18 protein-coding genes are annotated in these 19870 nt (G+C 65.2%); 7 read left to right on the top strand and 11 right to left on the bottom strand.

Annotated elements, in window-relative coordinates:
* Window positions 1–87: 87 nt before the first annotated feature.
* On the bottom strand, window positions 88–2763 hold the full coding sequence (gene ligD / locus K408_RS0115145; RefSeq protein ID WP_024339397.1) for a DNA ligase D: 2676 nt from the start codon (window positions 2761–2763) through the stop codon (window positions 88–90).
* Between the two features lie 117 nt (window positions 2764–2880).
* Here ligD and ku point away from each other — a divergent pair, with 117 nt between their 5' ends.
* On the top strand, window positions 2881–3765 hold the full coding sequence (gene ku / locus K408_RS0115140; RefSeq protein ID WP_024339396.1) for a non-homologous end joining protein Ku: 885 nt from the start codon (window positions 2881–2883) through the stop codon (window positions 3763–3765).
* 131 nt (window positions 3766–3896) lie between these two features.
* Here ku and K408_RS0115130 read toward each other — a convergent pair whose 3' ends face one another.
* The 7 genes from K408_RS0115130 to K408_RS42095 all read right to left on the bottom strand — a co-directional run bounded on the left by K408_RS0115130 (window position 3897) and on the right by K408_RS42095 (window position 12298).
* Entirely contained in the window at window positions 3897–4586 is a 690-nt protein-coding gene (locus K408_RS0115130) for a response regulator (protein ID WP_024339395.1), read from the bottom strand.
* Complete coding sequence (locus tag K408_RS0115125) at window positions 4583–7306, bottom strand: sensor histidine kinase (protein ID WP_024339394.1); 2724 nt, start codon at window positions 7304–7306, stop codon at window positions 4583–4585. The genes K408_RS0115130 and K408_RS0115125 overlap by 4 nt, the downstream gene beginning before the upstream one ends.
* A gap of 40 nt (window positions 7307–7346) precedes the next feature.
* The gene (locus K408_RS0115120) at window positions 7347–7952 is read right to left on the bottom strand and encodes a K(+)-transporting ATPase subunit C (RefSeq protein ID WP_024339393.1); all 606 of its coding nucleotides are present in this window, start codon (window positions 7950–7952) and stop codon (window positions 7347–7349) included.
* A gap of 146 nt (window positions 7953–8098) precedes the next feature.
* Window positions 8099–10213, bottom strand: coding sequence for a potassium-transporting ATPase subunit KdpB (gene kdpB, locus K408_RS0115115; protein ID WP_024339392.1), 2115 nt, complete (start codon window positions 10211–10213; stop codon window positions 8099–8101).
* Window positions 10214–10229: 16 nt separating this feature from the next.
* Window positions 10230–11933 (bottom strand): potassium-transporting ATPase subunit KdpA, encoded by a 1704-nt coding sequence (kdpA, locus tag K408_RS0115110; protein WP_024339391.1) that lies wholly within the window; start codon window positions 11931–11933, stop codon window positions 10230–10232.
* 113 nt (window positions 11934–12046) lie between these two features.
* Window positions 12047–12136, bottom strand: a complete 90-nt coding sequence (locus tag K408_RS38080) for a K(+)-transporting ATPase subunit F (protein WP_035698142.1) — start codon at window positions 12134–12136, stop codon at window positions 12047–12049.
* A gap of 12 nt (window positions 12137–12148) precedes the next feature.
* Window positions 12149–12298 carry a hypothetical protein gene (locus K408_RS42095; protein WP_155248438.1) on the bottom strand — a complete coding sequence of 50 codons (150 nt, stop codon included), beginning with the start codon at window positions 12296–12298 and terminating at the stop codon, window positions 12149–12151.
* 166 nt (window positions 12299–12464) lie between these two features.
* Here K408_RS42095 and upp point away from each other — a divergent pair, with 166 nt between their 5' ends.
* Together upp and K408_RS0115085 are read left to right on the top strand one after the other, a co-directional pair.
* Window positions 12465–13100 carry a uracil phosphoribosyltransferase gene (gene upp, locus K408_RS0115090; RefSeq protein WP_024339390.1) on the top strand — a complete coding sequence of 212 codons (636 nt, stop codon included), beginning with the start codon at window positions 12465–12467 and terminating at the stop codon, window positions 13098–13100.
* Window positions 13101–13132: 32 nt separating this feature from the next.
* Window positions 13133–14707 carry an AMP-binding protein gene (locus K408_RS0115085; protein WP_024339389.1) on the top strand — a complete coding sequence of 525 codons (1575 nt, stop codon included), beginning with the start codon at window positions 13133–13135 and terminating at the stop codon, window positions 14705–14707.
* Between the two features lie 32 nt (window positions 14708–14739).
* Here K408_RS0115085 and K408_RS0115080 read toward each other — a convergent pair whose 3' ends face one another.
* Window positions 14740–15906, bottom strand: coding sequence for an acyl-CoA dehydrogenase family protein (locus K408_RS0115080; protein WP_024339388.1), 1167 nt, complete (start codon window positions 15904–15906; stop codon window positions 14740–14742).
* Window positions 15907–16082: 176 nt separating this feature from the next.
* Here K408_RS0115080 and K408_RS0115075 point away from each other — a divergent pair, with 176 nt between their 5' ends.
* Together K408_RS0115075 and K408_RS0115070 are read left to right on the top strand one after the other, a co-directional pair.
* Entirely contained in the window at window positions 16083–16586 is a 504-nt protein-coding gene (locus tag K408_RS0115075) for a MaoC family dehydratase (protein ID WP_349509762.1), read from the top strand.
* On the top strand, window positions 16586–17437 hold the full coding sequence (locus K408_RS0115070) for an HpcH/HpaI aldolase/citrate lyase family protein (protein ID WP_024339386.1): 852 nt from the start codon (window positions 16586–16588) through the stop codon (window positions 17435–17437). The genes K408_RS0115075 and K408_RS0115070 overlap by 1 nt, the downstream gene beginning before the upstream one ends.
* A 60-nt stretch (window positions 17438–17497) precedes the next feature.
* Here the strand turns inward: K408_RS0115070 and K408_RS0115065 are convergent, their stop codons facing one another.
* Window positions 17498–17881 carry a hypothetical protein gene (locus K408_RS0115065; RefSeq protein ID WP_024339385.1) on the bottom strand — a complete coding sequence of 128 codons (384 nt, stop codon included), beginning with the start codon at window positions 17879–17881 and terminating at the stop codon, window positions 17498–17500.
* A 72-nt stretch (window positions 17882–17953) separates the two neighbouring features.
* Between K408_RS0115065 and K408_RS44305 the strand changes: the two genes are divergently transcribed.
* Together K408_RS44305 and K408_RS42735 are read left to right on the top strand one after the other, a co-directional pair.
* On the top strand, window positions 17954–18373 hold the full coding sequence (locus K408_RS44305) for a hypothetical protein (protein ID WP_433994138.1): 420 nt from the start codon (window positions 17954–17956) through the stop codon (window positions 18371–18373).
* A complete protein-coding gene (locus tag K408_RS42735; protein ID WP_196232370.1) occupies window positions 18370–18546 on the top strand; it encodes a hypothetical protein in 177 nt (58 codons plus the stop codon). Before K408_RS44305 ends, K408_RS42735 begins: the two co-directional genes overlap by 4 nt.
* Before the next feature lie 71 nt (window positions 18547–18617).
* On the opposite strand, the gene K408_RS0115045 is transcribed toward K408_RS42735, so the two are convergent.
* On the bottom strand, window positions 18618–19724 hold the full coding sequence (locus tag K408_RS0115045; RefSeq protein WP_029674074.1) for a trypsin-like peptidase domain-containing protein: 1107 nt from the start codon (window positions 19722–19724) through the stop codon (window positions 18618–18620).
* Window positions 19725–19870 lie beyond the last annotated feature (146 nt).

Genomic DNA, 19870 nt, shown 5'->3' with positions numbered 1-19870 from the left:
CGCAAGCGCGAACCCGGCTTTTCGTCTCACAAGCTCCGGATTCCGGGCCTGCGCTCCGCGCAGCCCGGAATGACTTTTTTGAAGCTCCTATTTCACCTTGCCGGCCAGCTTCTTGATCGCCGCCTTGATCGACGTCGCCGCGTCGTCATAACCTTCCCATGCCTTCGATCGCGCCAGCAGACCAGGCACTGTGCGCAGCGTATAGCGCTTAGGGTCGAGATCGCTCTTCACTTGCGCCCAGGTGACCGGCATCGAGACCGTCGCCCCCGCGCGCGCACGCGGCGACAGCGGGGCCACCGCCGTCGACATGCGATCGTTGCGCAGGTAATCCAGGAAGATCTTTCCCTTGCGCAGCTTCTTCGACATGTTGAGCAGATAGCGTTCCGGATCGTCGTCGGCCATCCACTGGCAGACGCCTTGTGCAAACGCCTTGGCCTCTTTCCAGCTCACCTTGTCGCGTGCGCCGTAACGCAGAGGCACCACGACGTGGAGGCCCTTGCCGCCTGTGGTCTTGCAGAAGCTGTCCATGCCGATATCGCTTAATCGCTGCCGCATCTCCTTGGCGGCCTCGACGACGTCGGCGAACTCGACGTCCGGTGCCGGATCGAGATCGAACACCAGCCGGCCGGGCGTATCGTAGGCGTAAGGTGCGCAATTCCAAGGATGCAGCTCGACCCCGCCGATCTGCGCCACGGCGGCAAGCCCTTCGATTCGGTCGATCTGCAAGTATGGTTTGCGATCGCCGGAGACTCGCGCGAGTTCGAGAAGGTTCGACGTGCCCTGCATGGCGTGGCGTTGGAAGAAGCATTCGCCCTTGATGCCATCAGGCGCTCGGATCAGCGAGCACGGCCGGCCCTTGAGGTGCACGATCATCCATTCGCCGACGGCTTCGAGATAGCGGGCAAGATCCAGCTTGGTGACGGGAGCGCCGTCACCATCATCTGGCCAGAGTGGCTTGTCCGGCTTCGAGATGATAACGCCCATGACCTCGGCATTCGGGGCGGCCTGCTTCGGCTGCCGGCCTGTTCTCGCGCGCGCCGGCTTCTTGGCCCGGGGCTCGGCCAACTCGGTATCGACAGGCGTCTCGGCCTCGACCTCCTCGGCCGGCTTGTCCTGCCGCAGTCCCTTGAACGCGGCCTGGCGAATATTGCCGTCGGCGGTGAAGCCGGCGAATTCGATCTCCGCGACCAGCTCCGGCTTCAGCCAGTGCACCTCGCGCGTCTTCTTCGGCGCATTCTTGCCGCCGAACGGGCTTTCCTTGGCTTCCATCGCCTTCAGGGCAGGCATGATGCGCTTGACCTTGTCCGCACCGAAGCCGGTGCCGACCATGCCGACGAAGGCGAGATGATCGCCGCGCTGAACGCCCGCCATCAGCGAGCGGAATTTGCCGTTGGTGGTCTTGTAGCCGCCGATCACCACCTCGTGGCCGGCGCGACATTTCGACTTGACCCAGCTCTCGGTGCGGCCCGAGCGATACGGCGCGTTCAGCTTCTTGGACACCACGCCTTCGAGCTCGAGCTTGCAGGCCGATCGCAGCACGGCATCGCCTCCGCTCTCGAAATGCTCGACATAGCGGATCTGGCCCAATTTCCGCTTGCGTGACTCAAGCAGCTCCTTGAGCCGCACCTTGCGTTCGCCGAGCGGAAGACGACGGTAATCCTCACCCTCGGCGAACAGGAGGTCGAACGCAAAGAAGATCAGCTCGTCGGTCTTGCCATCGGACAGCGCAGCCTGAAGCGAGGAGAAGTTCGGCGCGCCGTTATGATCAAGCGCGACGATCTCGCCGTCGATCATCAGGTCCGGCAGCGCGGATGCTTCCTTGGCAATGGAGCCGAACTTGGCGGTCCAGTCGAGGCCCTTGCGTGTCTTCAGGGTCGCCTCGCCGTCCTCGACCCGAAGCTGCACCCGGTATCCGTCGAACTTGATCTCATGGCACCAGCCCTCGTCGGCCGGCGGCCGCTCGACCAGCGTGCAGAGCTGCGGCGCAACGAAGTCCGGCATCGCAGAGACCTTTTTGGCCTTGGTCGCGGTCGTGGCGCTCGTCTTGGCCGTCTTGCCGCGTTTCAACGCGGTGCGCGGCGCCGGCTTCACCGTGCGCCCTTTCGTCTCCTCGGCACGGTTGGACTGCCAGACCGCGTCGGCCTTGCCCTTAGTGCCCTTCGCCAGCATGAACGGCTTCGGCGCGCGGCCCCTCCCCTCCGCAATCTGCTCCATGGCGCGGCCGGAGGCGACCGACTTATCCTGCTCGAGAATGTCGTTGTCGGCGCCTTCGCGGGCGTATTCGTCGCGATGCTTGATCAGGAGCCAGTTGGTGCGCTTCTCGCCGCCCCGGTTGCGCATGCGCACCAGCACCCAGCTTCCATGCAGCTTCTCGCCGTGCAAGGTGAACTTCAGATCGCCCTTCTTGAAGCCGGCTTCGGGATCGTCCGCTTCCCAGGTGCCGCGATCCCACAGCATCACCGTGCCGCCGCCATATTGCCCTTCCGGAATCGTGCCTTCGAAATCGCCATAATCGAGCGGATGATCCTCGACCTCGACTGCAAGGCGCTTGTCGCGCGGATCGAGCGATGGCCCCTTCGTCACGGCCCACGACTTGAAGACCCCGTCGAACTCGAGCCTGAGATCGTAGTGCAGCCGGGTCGCATCGTGCTTCTGGATCACGAAGCGCCGCTGCTTCGAGGGCGCCACCGCGGTCTTGCCCGACGGCTCGGGCGTCTTCTCGAAATCACGTTTCTGCCGGTAAGTGGAGAGTTTCTGCAGCACGACCTGTCCCGCTTCTCTTTCGGGGTTCAAGCCTATCATGGCCAGACTCCCGCCCGGAACCAAAACCCTGTGGGACGGTTGGGGTTCCAAAACGCCTTGAAAACGCTGGAGAATGGAATGGCCCCGCGCGCCTATTGGAAGGGAACGTTGAAGCTGTCGCTGGTCAGCTGCCCCGTCGTGCTCTATCCCGCGACCACGGCGGCGGAGAAGACGCGGTTTCACCTGATCAACCGCGAGACGGGCAACCGGCTCAAGCAGCAGATGATCGATTCCGAGACCGGCGACATCGTCGAGAGCGACCAGAAGGGCCGCGGCTACGAGCTCCGCAAGGGCAAGTATGTCGAGATCGAGCCGGAAGAACTCGAGGCGGTCCAGATCGAGAGCAATCACACCATCGACATCGAGAGCTTTGTGCCGAGCGAGGAGGTCGATCAGCGCTTCCTCAACCATCCCTACTACATCGCTCCCGACGGCAAGGCCGCGGTCGATGCCTTCGCCGTCATCCGCGACGCCATGAAAGACCAGGATCGCGTGGCGCTTGCGAAGATCGTGTTGACCAACCGCGAGCACGTCATGGCGATCGAGCCGCGCGGCAAGGGCCTGCTCGGCACCACGCTGCGCTTCCCTTACGAGCTGCGCGACGAGGACCAGTTCTTCGATGACATCAAGAGCCCGAAGATAACCAAGGACATGGTCGAACTGGCCGGTCACATCCTGCAATCCAAGGCGGCGCATTTCGACCCCAGCAAATTCAAGGACGAGTACGAGAATGCGCTGAAGGCACTGGTGAAGCGCAAGGCCAGCGGCAAGACGATCGAGCTGCCGGAGCCCGAGGAGCGACCGAGCAATGTCATCAACCTGATGGACGCGCTGAAGCAGAGCCTGAAAGGACGCGGCGGAGGGAAGAAGGCGGCGAAGTCGCATGCACGCCGGGCGACCGGGCGCCGGAAAACTGCGAAGAAGGCGCACCGGTCTACGGCGCGGCATCGCAAGGCGGGTTAGACCAGCAGGCTCGCCGTCATTCCGGGGCGATGCGAAGCGTCGAGCCCGGAATCCATGCCGAGCGCGACGGGCGGAGAAATGGATTCCGGGCTCGCGCTGACGCGCGCCACGCCGCGGAATGACAGCGGGACTCAATCCCCCGCCTTCAGCCGGTACCCGATCCCCGTCTCGGTCAGCACGTATTGCGGCCTCTCCGGATCGGCCTCGATCTTCTGGCGCAGCTGGCGGACATAGACGCGCAAGTACTGCGCGTCCGTCAGCTCGTCCCAGAGCTCCCTGAGCAGGAAGCGGTGGGTGAGCACCTTGCCGGCATGCTGCACCAGCACGCGCAACAGGTCGTATTCCTTCGGCGAGAGCTTCACGTCGCGATCCCCGACCTTGACGATACGGCGGACGAGATCGACCGACAGATCGCCGGCGCGAAACACCGGGCGCTCGCCCTTGACCTGAAGTTGATGGCGCAGCGCAGCGCGCAGGCGCGCCAGCAGCTCCTCCATGCCGAACGGCTTGGTGAGATAGTCGTCTGCGCCGAGATCGAGCGCCTGGACCTTGCCGGCTTCGTCGCCGCGGCTCGACAGCACCACGATCGGTACGCCTTCGTTGCGGGTGCGGATGGTGCGAAGCAGCTCATGTCCCTGAACGTCGGGCAGGCCGAGATCGAGGATGATCAGTGCCGGCTCTTCGGCCAGCTTCTCCAGCGCGGCCTTGCCGTTCGACGCCTCGAGGATCTCGTATCCTTGCGTCGTCAGCCCCATCCGCAGCAATTTGCGGATCGGCGGCTCGTCGTCGATGACCAGGACCTTGATCGGAGCAGCGCTCATGCGGCGGTATCCAATGCGTGGCTTTCTGCCGGAACGGGCAGGCGAATGGTGAGGACCGCGCCGCTCCTCCCGCAGCGATTGGCCGCGGAGATCGTCCCGCCCATCGCCTCGACGAAGCCGCGGGAGATGGCGAGTCCGAGCCCGGTGCCGGGGCGGACGTGATCGCCCTTCTGCACGCGGTAGAACTTGTCGAACACGTTCTCGAGTTCGTCAGGTGGAATGCCGGCTCCCTCGTCGGCGATCTCGAGCACGACATGGGCGCGGTCGCGCCGGCCGCGGATCGAAATCGTGGTCTCGGGCGGCGAATATTTGGCGGCATTGTCGAGCAGATTGAACAGCACCTGCTCGAACAGCACGGCATCGAGCTGGAGCATCGGCAGATCGGCGGCCAGCGCCAGCTCGACCTTGTGGCGGTTGAGAATCTTGCTGGCGCGCCGCAGCGCACTGCCGACGATCTCGCTGAGATCGTGCAGCGCCGCGTTGGGCACGATTGCGCCGGATTCGAGCTTGGTCATGTCCAGCAGATTGGCGATGAAACGGTTGAGCCGCTCGGATTCGTCGATCACGGTGGCGAGCAGGTCGCGCTTCTCGGTGTCGGAGAGCGCGCCGGCGAGATCGCGCATGGTGGAGGCCGCGCCCAGCACCGAGGCGAGCGGCGTCTTCAGGTCGTGCGAGATCGAGGTCAACAGTGCCGACCGCAGCCGCTCGGATTCCACGGTGCGCTTGACGCGATCCATGTCCTCGACCAGCAGCACGCGCTCGATCGCGAGAGCGCCCTGATCGACCAGCGCATCGAGCAGCCGGCGCTGGTCCGGCGTCAGCAGCGGGCCGCTGCGGTCGTCGTCGATGCCGGTCACCCCGATCGGGCCGCGCCCGGTGCGCATCGGCAGGAACAGCCGTCTTGCGCCCGGCAGCGTGTCCGAGCCCCGACCGGCCGGGCGATCGTTGCTCCAGGCCCAGTTGGCCGCGGCGAGATCGGCCTGATCGAGCTCGTCTTCGGGCGGATAGCCTGATTTCACCGTGAGCAGGCCTTCGTCCGGCAGCAGCAGGACCACGCGGACCTTCAGCATCAACGCGATCTGGTAGGCGGTTGCCCACAGCACGTCGTCGAGCGTGGCCGTGCCGGCGAGCTTGCGGCTGAAGGCATGGAGCTGCTCGGTCATCCGGATCCGGCCGATCGCGGTATCGGCCTGGATGCGCACGCGCGCGGCGACGTTGGAGACGATTATCGCCACGCCCAGGAACAGCAGGAAGGCGGCGACATTGGTCGGGTCGGTGATCGTGAAGGTGTAGAGCGGCGGCAGGAAAAAGAAATTGTAGGACAGCGAGGCGGCGACCGTCGCAAGCAGCGAAGGCCACAGCCCGTAGCGGACCGCAACCGTGACCACAGCCGTCAGCAGCACGAGGTCGACGTTCTCGATGCCGAAGCGCGGCTGGAGCAGTTTCGCTGCGCCGAGACCGATCAGCACGATGCCGAGCGCCTTCAGGTAAGGCAGCGGATCGAAGGGCTCCGATCGTGCAGCGGTCTGCACCTCCGTCTTGGGCGGCGCTTCGCCCGGCAGTTCGTCGCCCGCGATGACATGGACCGTGATGTTGCCGGCACGGCGCACCAAATCGTGCACCACGGAGCCGCGAGTCATCTCGAACCAGCGCGAGCGGCTCGACTTGCCGATCACGATCTGGGTGACGTTGTTGCCTTGCGCGAAACTGACGACGTCGTCGGCGATGCGGCGCCCGACCGCGGGAATCGTCAGCGCTTCGCCACCGAGCGATTCCGCGAGGCGCAGCGTATCGGCCAGCCGGTCGCGCTCCTCGTCGGACAATTGCAGGGATCGCCGCGTCTCGATCGACACCGCGGTGAACGGCGCATGCAGCCGGTCCGCCAGCCGCTTCGTGTAGCGCACGAGGCCGGCCGCGCGTGCATCCTCGCTGACGCAGACGAGGATGCGCTCGCCCGCGGCCCAGGGCCCGGCAATTGCATTCGCCTGCATGTGGTTGAGAAGCTGCTCGTCGACCCGTTCGGCGGTGCGCCGCAGTGCGAGCTCGCGCAGCGCGGTGAGATTTCCCGGCGAGAAATAATGCTCCAGCGCCCGCTCGGCCTGCTTGGGCACATAGACCTTGCCCTCCTTCAGCCGCTGGATCAGATCGTCCGGCGTCAGGTCGATCAGCTCGATCGCATCGGCACGGTCGAACACGGAGTCGGGTACCGTCTCGCGGACCCGGACATGGGTGATCTGGGCAACGACGTCGTTCAGGCTCTCGATGTGCTGGATGTTGACGGCGGTGTAGACGTCGATGCCGTGCGACAGCAACTCCTCGACATCGAGATAACGCTTGGGATGGCGGCTGCCCGCGGCGTTGGTGTGGGCGAGCTCGTCGACCAGGGCGATCTGCGGCCGCCGCGCGATCACGGCGTCGAGGTCCATCTCCTCGACGATCTGGCCGCGGTAATCCAGCCGCTTGCGCGGCACCGCTTCCAGGCCGCGCACCAGCGCCTCGGTCTCGGCGCGGCCGTGGGTCTCGACAAATCCGATCACCACGTCGACGCCGGCCCTTCGCTTGGCATGGGCGCTCTGCAGCATCTCGTAAGTCTTGCCGACGCCAGGGGCGGCGCCGACGAAGATCTTCAGCTTGCCGCTCGCGCCCTCCTCCCGGCGCGCGGCTTCCAGCAGCGCCTCGGGCGACGGACGTTGTTCGGGATCGCGGCGCTCTCGGACCATTATGCGAATATAATCATGCGCGCGCCGCGAGCCTAGACTGCTACTTCGCGGCCATGCGATCGAGCGCGAGATTCAGCGCCAGAACGTTGACCCTGGGTTCGCCGAGCAGGCCGAGCAGACGGCCTTCGGTGTTGGCACTCACCAACTGCTTGACCCGATCCTCAGACAGATTGCGCGCCTTCGCCACGCGTGGCACCTGGAATTGCGCCGCGTCCGGCGAGATGTTCGGATCGAGGCCGCTGGCCGAGGTCGTCACCAGGTCGACCGGCACGGCCGCGTTCGGATTCTCGCCCCTGAGCTTGTCCACATCCTGCTTCAGCCGGTCGGCCAGCGCCTTGCTGGTCGGGCCGAGGTTCGAGCCGCCCGAACTGCCGGCATTGTAGGGCGCCGGCACCGTCTTTGCCGAGTCATTGGGGTCCGGCGCCAGCGTCGCCGAGGGGCGGCCATGGAAGTATTTTCCGTCCCTGAACTCCTGCCCGATCAGGGCGGAGCCGATCACCTTGCCGTCCTTCTCGATCAGGCTGCCCTGCGCCTGTACGGGAAACAACGTGCCGGCAATGGCGGTCATCGCGATCGGATAGGCGATGCCGGTGATGGCAGTGAGCGCCAGCAACAGGACGATGGCGGGGCGGATTTCTCTGAACATGTTGGGTCTCCAATTCTCGTACCCCGGTCATTCCGGGATGGTCCGAAGGACCAGACCCGGAATCTCGAGATTCCGGGTTCGATGCTACGCATCGCCCCGGAATGACGACCGAGAGATGCGGTTTCGCTTCGTTCGAGACAACGGACTCAAGCCAAGTGCAAGGCGGTCACGACAACGTCGATCGCCTTGATACCGATGAAGGGAATGACGATGCCGCCAAGCCCATAGATCAAGAGGTTACGGCGGAGCAGCGCACCGGCTCCGACCGCACGATAGGCAACGCCTTTCAGGGCGAGCGGGATCAGCGCGACGATAACGAGCGCATTGAAGATGATCGCCGACAGGATGGCACTCTGCGGGCTCGACAGGTTCATGACGTTGAGCACGTTCAGCTGCGGGTAGAACGCCAGGAACATCGCCGGGATGATCGCAAAATACTTCGCGACGTCGTTGGCGATCGAGAACGTCGTCAGCGCACCCCGGGTCATCAGGAGCTGCTTGCCGATCTCGACCACCTCGATCAGCTTGGTCGGGTTGGAGTCGAGGTCGACCATGTTGCCGGCCTCGCGGGCGGCTTGCGTGCCGGTATTCATGGCGACACCGACGTCGGCCTGGGCGAGCGCCGGCGCGTCATTGGTGCCGTCGCCGCACATGGCGACCAGCTTGCCATTGGCCTGCTCGTCGCGGATCAGCCTGAGCTTGTCCTCGGGAGTCGCCTGCGCCAGAAAATCGTCGACGCCGGCTTCCGCGGCGATGGCGGCAGCCGTCATCGGATTGTCGCCGGTGATCATGATGGTGCGGATGCCCATGCGGCGCAGCTCCGCGAAGCGCTCGCGAATACCTCCCTTGACGATGTCCTTGAGCTGGACGATCCCGAGCAGCCTGCCGTCTCTGGCGACCGCCAGCGGCGTGCCGCCGGACTTCGACACGTCATCGGCAATGGCCTGGATCTCGCGGCCGAGCTCGGAGAGCGCGGCAGGCTGCACCACCCGCGCCGTGTTGCCCGACGCGACCGCGGTCGGGGCGCCGCCGCCGACATAGTTGAGGATGGCATCGATGGCGCCCTTGCGCACTGATGAGCCGGCAGCGTCGACGCCGCTCATGCGGGTCTGCGCCGTGAACGGCACGAAGTTCGCGCCCAGCTCGGTCATGTCGCGGCCGCGGATGCCGTATTTCTCCTTGGCCAGTACGACGATGGAGCGGCCTTCCGGCGTCTCGTCGGCGAGCGAAGCGAGCTGGGCGGCGTCCGCCATCTCCTGCTCGGTGACGCCACGGACGGGACGGAACGCTGTGGCCTGCCGGTTGCCGAGCGTGATGGTGCCGGTCTTGTCGAGCAGCAGCGTGTCGACATCGCCGGCGGCTTCGACCGCGCGGCCGGACATCGCCAGCACGTTGAAGCGCACCAGGCGGTCCATGCCGGCGATGCCGATCGCGGACAACAGCGCGCCGATGGTGGTCGGTATCAGCGTCACGAACAGCGCCACCAGCACGATGACCGAGATCGAGCCGCCCGCATAGGCGGCATAGCTCGGGATCGTCACCGTCGCGAACACGAAGACGATGGTGAGGCCGGCCAGCAGGATGTTGAGCGCGATCTCGTTCGGCGTCTTCTGGCGTTCTGCCCCCTCGACCAGTTTGATCATGCGGTCGATGAAGGTCGAGCCCTGCGCGGCGGTAATGCGCACTCGGATCCAGTCGGACAGGACCTGGGTGCCGCCTGTCACCGCCGAACGGTCGCCGCCGGACTCGCGGATCACGGGCGCGGACTCACCGGTAATGGCGGCCTCGTTGACGGAGGCGACACCCTCGATCACTTCGCCGTCGGAAGGGATTGTATCGCCGGCCTCGACCAGCACCACGTCGCCGACCTTCAGACTGGTGCCTGAAACCAGCTCGTAGTCTCGGCCTGCACCGCTCAGGAGCTTGGCCTGGCTTTCGGTGCGGGTCTTGCGCAGCGTCTCGGCCTGCGCCTTGCCGCGGCCTTCCGCCACCGCTTCGGCGAAATTGGCGAACAGCACCGTGAACCAGAGCCACAGGATGATCTGGAAGGTGAAGCCGAGGCCCGCGCCGCCCGTAGCGACATCGCGCAGGAAGATCACCGTGGTGAGCGCGGCCACGACCTCGACCACGAACATGACCGGGTTCTTCACCATCCAGCGCGGATCGAGCTTGGTGAAGGACGCCTTGACCGCGGGCATCACGATCCCGGGATCGAGCATTGCCGACATCGGCGCGCGCTTTTGCAGTTTTGCCATATTCATGGAGGTCCTCCAGACATCAGAAGACGTTGCCGGCGGTCATCGCAAGATGCTCGACGATGGGACCGAGCGCGAGCGCCGGGAAGAAGGTCAGGCCGCCCATGATCAGGATGAGGCCGGTCACGAGGCCGATGAACAGGCCGCCGGTGGTCGGGAACGTGCCCATCGAGGGCGGGATCGACTTCTTGGCCCCGAGCGAACCTGCGATCGCCATGGCCGGAACGATCATGAAGAAGCGGCCGACGAACATCGCGCTGGCGAGCGTGAGATTGTAGAAGAAGGTGTTGCCGGTGAGGCCCGCGAAGGCCGAGCCGTTGTTGCCCGTCCCCGAGCTGAAGGCGTACAGCACTTCGGTGAAGCCGTGCGGTCCGGTGTTCGCCATGGAGGCGACTGCCGCCGGATAGACCACGCCGATGGCGGTCCAACCGAGAATCATCAAGGGCAGGACGAGAATGGCGAGCATCGCCATCTTGACCTCATGCGCCTCGATTTTCTTGCCGACATATTCCGGGGTGCGTCCGACCATCAGGCCCGCGACGAAGATGGCGAGGATGACGAACAGCAGCATGCCGTACATGCCGGCGCCGACGCCGCCGACGATGATCTCTCCGAGCTGCATGTTGATCAGCGGGATCATGCCCCCGAGCGCCGTGAAGCTGTCATGCATGGCGTTGACGGCACCGCAGGACGCGGCCGTGGTGATCACCGCGAACAGCGAGGACGCGACGATGCCGAAGCGAACCTCCTTGCCTTCCATGTTTCCACCGGTCAGGCCCAGGGCATGCAGGGTCGAGGTGCCGTTGGCCTCCGCCCAATAGCAGGCGGCGACGCCGGCAACGAACAGCACGCCCATCACCGCCAGGATCGCCCAGCCCTGGCGCTGGTTGCCGACCATCCGGCCGAATACGTTGGTCAGCGCGGCGCCGAGCACGAAGATCGACAGCATCTGCACGAAGTTGGACAGCGCGGTCGAGTTTTCGAAGGGGTGCGACGCGTTCGCGTTGAAGAATCCGCCGCCGTTGGTGCCTAACATCTTGATGGCGACCTGCGAGGCGACCGGGCCGACCGCGATGGTCTGCTTGGCGCCTTCGAGGGTGGTAGCCTGGACGTAAGGCCCAAGCGTCTGCGGTATGCCCTGCCAGACCAGGAAGAGCGTGAGCACGACGCAGATGGGCAGCAGAACATAGAGCGTGCAGCGGGTCACATCGACCCAGAAATTGCCCACGGTGCGGATCGACGCACGCGAGAAGCCGCGGATCAGCGCAATCGCCAGAACAATCCCGGTTGCCGCCGACAGGAAGTTCTGATGTGTCAGGCCGAGCATCTGGGTCAGATAGGAAAGCGTGCTCTCGCCGCCGTAGTTCTGCCAGTTGGTGTTGGTGATGAAGGAGACCGCGGTGTTGAACGAGAGATCTTCGGCGACCGCGGACTGCCCGGCCGGATTGAAGGGCAACATGGCCTGGAGCCGCATCAGGCCGTAGATGACGAGGAAGCCGCCGACATGAAACAACAGCATGGCGACCGTGTAGGTCAGCCAGTGCTGCTCCCGCTTCTCGTCGACCCCGGCGATCCAATAGATGCCCACCTCGATCGGGCGCAGGGCGGGCGACAGGAACGTGTGCTCGCCGTTGAACACTCGCGTCATGTACCAGCCGAGCGGCTTGGTCAGCGCGACGACGATCGCACAGTAAAGAATGATCTGGAGCCAACCGATGACAGTCATGGCATTAACCCTTCAGGCTTCGGGTCCGGCGCAAGAGCGGCAGGAGCAGCGCAAGCAGGCCCGCGACGAGCGCGGCGTCGGCCAGCAGCAATTCGACGATCAGCAGCACGGCCTCAGAACCGCTCGGGCCGCAGCAACGCGTAGGTGAGATAGATCAGGAGGCCGAACGAGACGGCGCCGGCGAGCGCATAATCGAAGATCATGGTCCCGCTCCGTCACAACCGTTCGCAGGCGTAGGTGTAGCCGATCGCGAGGGCGAAGAAGGTGACGGCGAGCACCAGCATCAGAAAGTCCATCATGGCGATACTCCTCGTTGCGCCCTCATGGTCGGGGCGACCGCTTTCCCGGGATTCCGGTGAGCGCACGGATCAAGGGTGTACTTCCACGACACCAGCCGGCGCTCTTGACCCTGCTGAGGTGCCACCACTGGCATAGGTTTTCGAGAAGATCGCTGGGGCGAAGTTATAGGAATCTCATAAAGGCAGGTGGAGCGATCTGGCGCAGTTTCACGGAACCGTGTAGATCGCTTTCATGAGCACTGGCAGCGTCAACGTCGTCAACCATCCCCTGGTCCAGCACAAGCTCTCCCTGATGCGGGAGAAGGACCGCTCGACCAAGAGCTTTCGCGAGATCCTGAACGAGATCGGGATGCTGCTCGGCTACGAGGTGACGCGCGACCTGCCGCTGGAGCTGGTGGACATCGAGACGCCGATCGCGCCGATGCAGGCACCCAAGATCGCCGGCAAGAAACTCACGCTGGCGCCGATCCTGCGCGCGGGCGTCGGCTTCCTCGATGGCATGCTCGCCTTGATGCCGTCGGCGCGCGTCGCCCATATCGGGCTCTACCGCGACCCCGAGACGTTGCAGGCCGTGGAATATTACTTCAAGGCCCCGCAGGACCTGTCCGACCGCACCGTCATCCTGATGGACCCGATGCTGGCGACCGGCAACTCGGCCTGCGCCGGCGCGTCCCTGCTCAAGGCGCGCGGCGCCCGCGACATCCGCTTCGTCTGCCTGCTCGCCGCCCCTGAAGGCATCGCCCAATTCCAGAGCGAGCATCCCGACGTGCCGATCTGGACCGCCGCGGTCGACGAACGGCTCAACGACCACGGCTACATCGTGCCGGGCCTGGGCGATGCCGGTGACCGGATGTTCGGCACCAAGTAGACAGGTTTGCGCGATCGGGTTAGTTCGGTGGCATGAGCGCCAACGACTTTTCACTGCAATCGCTGATCCGGATCGAGACCGCCGCCGATCCTGCCTTCGTATTCGATGCTACAGCCGTCTCGCGCGCGGAGTTCTCGGCCAAGGTCGAACAGACCGCCGCCTGGCTTGCGGCGCAAGGCATCGGCAAGGGCGACGTCGTGGCGGTCTGGCTGGTTAACCGGGCCGAATGGCTGGCGCTGCTGTTCGCCGCGGCACGGCTCGGGGCCATCGTCGCGGCCGTCAATACGCGCTACCGCAGCGCGGAGGTCGCGCATCTGCTCAAGCTGTCCGGCGCCAGGCTGATGGTGGTCGAGGCCAATTTCCGCTCGATCGACTTTGCCGCCATTCTCGCCGGCATCGCCAAGAACGAGGTGCCGGCGCTGCAAAAGCTGGCTGTGGTTGGTGCGGATGCGATCCCGGCGCACTGGCCCTGCGTGCGTTTCGATGCCTTTGACCGGCCTTATCCACCAGCCCCGCCGGCTCAGGACGACATCGACCTGCCCGTGCTGCTCTACACGACGTCGGGCACGACCAAGGGGCCGAAGCTCGTCGCGCATTCGCAGCGCACGCTGGCGACCCACGCCGTCTCCGTCGCCCGCGCACTCCAGCTCAATCCGCAGCGCCATTCGCTGCTGGCCATGCTGCCGTTCTGCGGCACATTCGGCATGACGAGCCTGCTCGGCTTCGTCGCAGCCGGTGCGACCGTCCACGCGCTCGACGCCTTCGAGGCGGCGCCGGCCCTGGCGATTCTCCGCGAGCACAGGATCACGCATTCCTTCGGCTCCGACGAGATGTTTCGACGCATCCTTGCGCACACCGATGCGCCACGCCCATTTCCACATCTCGAGCTCTGCGGTTTTGCCGCGTTCCAGCCCGGCTGGCGCGAACTGGCGGCAGAAGCTGAAGCCCGCGGCTTGCCGCTTCACGGCCTGTACGGTTCGAGCGAGGTACAGGCGCTGTTCTCCATCGCCCGCGCTAGCGATGCGTTCGCGGATCGCATCGAGGGTGGCGGCTGGCCGATGTCGCCGGATGCGAAGGTGCGCGTGCGCGACACGGACACCGGCGAGCTTGCGGCCAGCGGCGTCTCCGGCGAAATCGAAATCAGCGCGCCGTCACGCTTCCTCGGCTATTTCAACAACCCCGAAGCAACGCGCGAGGCGATCACCGCCGACGGGTTCTTCCGCACCGGCGATATCGGCCACCTGCGCGGCGATGGCTCGTTCGTCTACGAGACGCGCGCCGGTGATGCGATGCGGCTCGGCGGCTTCCTCGTCGCGCCCGGCGAAATCGAGGACGAACTCAAATCCTGTGCCGGGGTCGCCGACGCCCAGATCGTCGCAGTCGATCTCAAAGGGCAGGCGCGCTGCGTTGCGTTCGTGATCCCGGCGAAGGAGCCGCCAATGCAGGAGATGCTGGTCGCGCACCTGCGCGAGCGGCTCGCCGGCTACAAGGTCCCGGCACGCATCTATGTCGTGGACGCCTTTCCTGTCACGGACAGCGCCAACGGAGTCAAGATCCAGCGCGCCAGGCTCCGTGCCATGGCGATGGAGCGGATCGCCGCCGAATAGGCGCCACATTCGGATTGCGCCACAAGACTCGTTCAGTACGACTTGGCGAGCCCCAGCACCTTTTCCGCGATGAAGCTGAGCGCGAGCTGCGGGCTGACCGGCGCGATGCGCGGGATCATGACCTCACGCAAATAGCGCTCGACGTGAAACTCCTTGGCGTAGCCGAATCCGCCATGGGTCATCACCGCCTGCTCGCAGGCGGAGAAGCCGGCTTCGCCAGCCAGATATTTCGCGGCATTGGCGGCAGCGCCGCACGGCATGCCCTTGTCGTATTGCCAGGCCGCCGACATCACCATCAGCCAGGCGGCCTCCAGCTCGATCCAGTTGACCGCGAGCGGATGCTGGATGCCCTGGTTCTTGCCGATCGGACGATTGAACACGACGCGAGTCTTCGCGTATTCGGTCGCGCGCGACAGCGCGAGCTTGCCGAGACCGACCGCCTCCGCGGCGATCAGGATGCGCTCGGGGTTCATGCCTTCGAGGATGTACTCGAAGCCCTTGCCCTCCTCGCCGATCCGATCCTCCATCGGGATCTCGAAATCCTCGAAGAACAGCTCGTTGGAATCGACGATCTTGCGGCCCATCTTCTCGATCTCGTGGACCTTGATCCTGTTGCGGTCGAAATCGGTGTAGAACAGGCTGAGGCCGTGGGTCGGCGAGCGCACCTCTTCCAGCGGCGTGGTGCGCGCCAGCAGCAGGATCTTGTGCGCGACCTGCGCCGTCGAGATCCAGACCTTCTGGCCGTTGACGATGTAGCGGTCGTTCTTGGCGACCGCGCGCGTCTTGAGCTGCGTTGTGTTCAGGCCGGTGTTGGGCTCGGTCACCGCAAAGCACGCCTTTTCGCGGCCCTCGACCATCGGCGGCAGCATGCGCCTGCGCTGCTCCTCGGAGCCGAACACGACCACCGGATTGAGCCCGAACACGTTGATGTGCACCGCGGAGGCGCCGGACATGCCGGCACCGGACTCCGCGATGGTGCGCATCATGATCGCGGCTTCCGTAATGCCGAGACCCGAGCCGCCATATTCCTCCGGCACGCAGATGCCGAGCCAGCCGGCGTCAGCCAGCGCCTTGTGGAAGTCGTGCGGGAAACCGCCGTCGTGATCCTTCTTCAGCCAGTAGGCATCGGGAAAGCCTTCGCAGATCTTGGCGATGGCGTCGCGAATGGCTTCCTGCTGATCGGTGAGCGCGAAATCCATGGCCTTGATCTCCTCCTCGGGAGCCGCGACCGCGCTATCTCCCGTCTCTTCGCGTTCCCCACACCAGGGCGTGCCGCTTGCTGCGCCCGGCCTTGCTTCGCCCGCGTTCTTAGCTCGAAAAACTGCGCACAGATACGTGAATTTCCCTGGGAAGTGTGTCTACCATGCATAGGGTCATGCGGCGCGACGGCAAGAGCGCGCCTTTATTTCGCAGGGAGGAAACCGCGATGGCCGGGCTTTATTTCGAGGACTTTTCCGTGGGCCAGGAGTTCAGGCATCCGCTGACCCGGACCGTCACGGAGATGGACAACACCATGTTCAGCCTGCTGACGCTCAACCCGCAACCGCTGCACATCGACGCGCATTTCGCCGAGAAGACCGAGTTCGGCCAGCGCATTTTCAACAGCCTTTACACCCTCGGCATCATGATCGGCATGACGGTCTATGATACGACCCTGGGCACCACCGTCGCCAATCTCGGCATGACCGACGTCACGTTTCCGAAGCCGGTCTTCCATGGCGACACGTTGCGGGCTACGACGAAGGTGCTGTCGGTGCGGGAATCCAGGTCGCGGCCAATGGCCGGCATCGTCGAGTTCGAGCACCACGCGTACAATCAAAGCGACGAGATCGTCGGCAAATGCCGCCGCATGGCGATGATGCACAAGAGGCCGGTCTGATGCGTTCGATGCTGTTCGTTCCGGGCGATTCCCCGCGCAAGTTCGAGAAGGCGAGCGAAGGCAAGGCCGACGCGCTGATCATCGATCTCGAGGACTCCGTCGTCACCGAGAAGAAGCCGGAGGCGCGTTCGCTGACGCTTGCCATGCTGAAAGGCAATCGCGGCCCGCACCAACTCTATGTTCGCGTCAATGCGCTCGACACCGGCATGACGCTGGCCGATCTCGCCGCGGTGATGCCGGGCAGGCCTGACGGCATCGTGCTGCCGAAATCGCAAGGTGGCGACGACGTGCGGCGGGTCGCGACCTGGCTCGAGGCCCTGGAGTCCGCCTCCGGCACCGAGGTCGGCGCGACCCGCATCGTCTGCGTCGCGACCGAAACCGCCGGCTCGATCTTCGGGCTCGGCAGCTACAAGGGCTGCTCCCCTCGCCTCGCCGGGCTGATGTGGGGCGCTGAGGATCTTTCGGCCTCGCTCGGCGCCACCGAGAAAGCCTCCGGCGGCGTCTTCCACAGCCCCTATCGCCTGGCGCGTGATCTCTGCCTGATGGCCGCGGCCGCGGCCGAGGTCGCCCCGATCGACACTGTGTACACCGACATCGACAACCTCGCCGGCCTCGAGCAGGAAACGCGCGCCGCACGGCGCGACGGCTTTTCGGCCAAGGCGCTGATCCATCCCAAGCATGTCGACATCGTCAACGCGGCGTTCGAGCCGACCGACGCGGAGCGCACCTGGGCGGAGAAGGTGATCGCGGCCTTCGCGAGCAATCCCAATTCCGGCACGCTGCGGCTCGACGGCCAGATGATCGACAAGCCGCACCTTCGGGCCGCGAAGAAGATCCTCGGCCAGCCGTAGATAAGAAGACACGAGCCCCGCCGAGCCGATCGGCTGCGCGGCGGCTCAATGCCTGCGGCGTCAGTCGAATGCCTGAACAGGCGGTGCCGACGGTTGCGCCGACACGCTAGGCGCGGCCTGAACCGGCGCCGCCGGATTGCCGGCAGCTCTCATCTGGCCATTGGCGGCCATCGCCTCGCGCGTGCGGGGTGCACCGCCCCTCACGACCGCACGGCGCGGCGGCTGCCGATGCCTTGCCGAGTGCGAACCTCTGATCCCCCAGGAGCGGGCGATCGAAGGTCCGGCCGTGTAGCCAATCAAAGCCCCGGCGACCGCACCGACCGGGCCCAGCACGACCGCACCGGATACGGCGCCGAGCGCCGCATCGCCGGCGCGCTCCTGCGCAAGTGCGCTCGCGGGCACGCAGGCTAGCATTGCAACGGCAGTGATCAGAGCTTTGGTCATCGGAGCGCCTCCCTCACGGGAAATCACTCCTGCTCAAATATGGCCGCATGAGGTTCGCTTGCCGGCCGACAAATGGCAATCGCCGGCGGAACCCAGCCGTTCGCTGAACACTTCGGTCTGGCTGATCATCGATCTTCAGCAGCCAGCGACAAGGACAAGCGTCACTCTGAACGTCTTGACACTGATGACCCGCTGCCTATTTTTTCCACCGAGAAGAGACTTTCTCATCCTCGAAAATCAAAGGACTCAACGCGACCGTCTGGAGAGACGATGATGCTCGATGAGAATCTGGCCCGCATCCGCGCCCACCGCAACAACATCCACCGCTACCGGCGGCTGCTGAAGACCAGGCTGACTGAGCTGGAGCGCCATTTCATCGAAAGACGTCTCGCAGAAGAACGCTCGGCGCTCGATGCCTTGGCCGCCACGACCTTCCCTGTCGGCTTCCACGCCTCCGCAGCGCAGGCTGATGCGATGAGGGTGGCACAATGAACAGCCGGCGAGACCTGCTCATTCGAGGCAGCGAGAAGGTGATCGGCCATTACGAGCTCCTGCTTGCAAGCGCGAAGACCGAACATGAGCGCGAACTTTATCTTCAGCGCATTGAGCGTGAGCGTCGGCTGATCCGGAGCCTGCAGGGGGAGCTCGATCACCGCGCGGCCTGAGTGAAGCGGCCATGACGATCGCAGGGACGAGCCAGCCGCTCGCGCCTGCGGTCCCTCCGCAGAGCATCGATTCAGCGGAGGAGGCGATTGGGGCCTGCGAGCGCGCTGCTCGGTTGGACCGCGGGCGCGACTCTCACACTGGCGGTGAATGGGGCGCCGTTGCGCAACAGGGTGAGCTTCACATCCTCCCCGATCCGCGCAAGGCCGATCGTGTTACGGAGCTGGGCGGCGGTGCGGATGGGGCGGTCGTCGGCTCCGGTGACGACATCGCCCTTGCGCAAGCCGGCCTTCTCCGCGGGCGAACCCGCAGCAATCTCGGCAATGACGGCGCCTTGATTCAATCCCTTGTTGACCGACGGATGCAGGTCCTTCAGCGAGATGCCGATGCGGCCGCGCTCGACGCGCCCATTGGCGATGATCTGCTCCATCACCTTGCGCGCCATGTTGACCGGAATGGCAAAGCCGATGCCGACGTTGCCGCCGGCAGGCGAGATGATTGCCGAGTTGATGCCGACGAGTTCGCCGCGCAGGCTCACCAGCGCGCCGCCGGAATTGCCGGGATTGATCGCGGCGTCGGTCTGAATGAAATCCTCATAGCCCTGCTTGCCGAGGCCGGTGCGGCCCAGCGCGCTGACGAGCCCCGATGTCACGGTCTGGCCGAGGCCGAAGGGGTTGCCGATCGCAAGCACGAAGTCGCCGACCTCGAGTCCGTCGCTGTCGCCGAAGGGAAGCGCCTTGAGCCCGACCGGGTTCTGGACCTGGAGCACCGCGACGTCGGTGGGCGGATCGCGGCCGATCACCTTGGCTGAAAACTGCCGGCCGTCCTTGGTCGTGATCTGGACCGCGGAGGTGCCTTCGACGACGTGATTGTTGGTCAGCACGTAGCCGCGCTGGGCATCGACGATGACCCCTGAGCCGGTCGCATTGACCTCCTTCTCGATCTGTCGGGGAACGTCGAAGAATTCGCGGAACAGCGGATCGCGATAGAGCGGATTGTCCTCGCGCACGCGGCCATGCATGGAGATGTTGACGACGGCCGGCGTCACGTGGCGCACCAGAGGCGCCAGCGTCGGCACCGGGCCGCCGGTCTTCATCTCCGGAATCTGGCCGGCGGCAGGCTGCGACGCCGTGAGCGTCAGCACCAGCAAGGCCAGGAACAGCAGACGCACAGCATTCATCATCGTCACCCTGCCGCTTTGTGTTGTGTGGATATGCGAGATCGTCCTGGCTTCAGCCCTCGCCGCGCGGTGCGACGACCCAGCCCTGCAGGGCCAGGAACGGAACGGCCCAGGCCGCCGAGGCCTGGCCGAGCAGCACGAGGCCG

Source organism: Bradyrhizobium sp. in8p8, from assembly GCF_000426845.1.
Lineage (GTDB): Bacteria > Pseudomonadota > Alphaproteobacteria > Rhizobiales > Xanthobacteraceae > Bradyrhizobium > Bradyrhizobium japonicum_C.
This window is presented reverse-complemented; position numbering and strand designations above follow the sequence as displayed.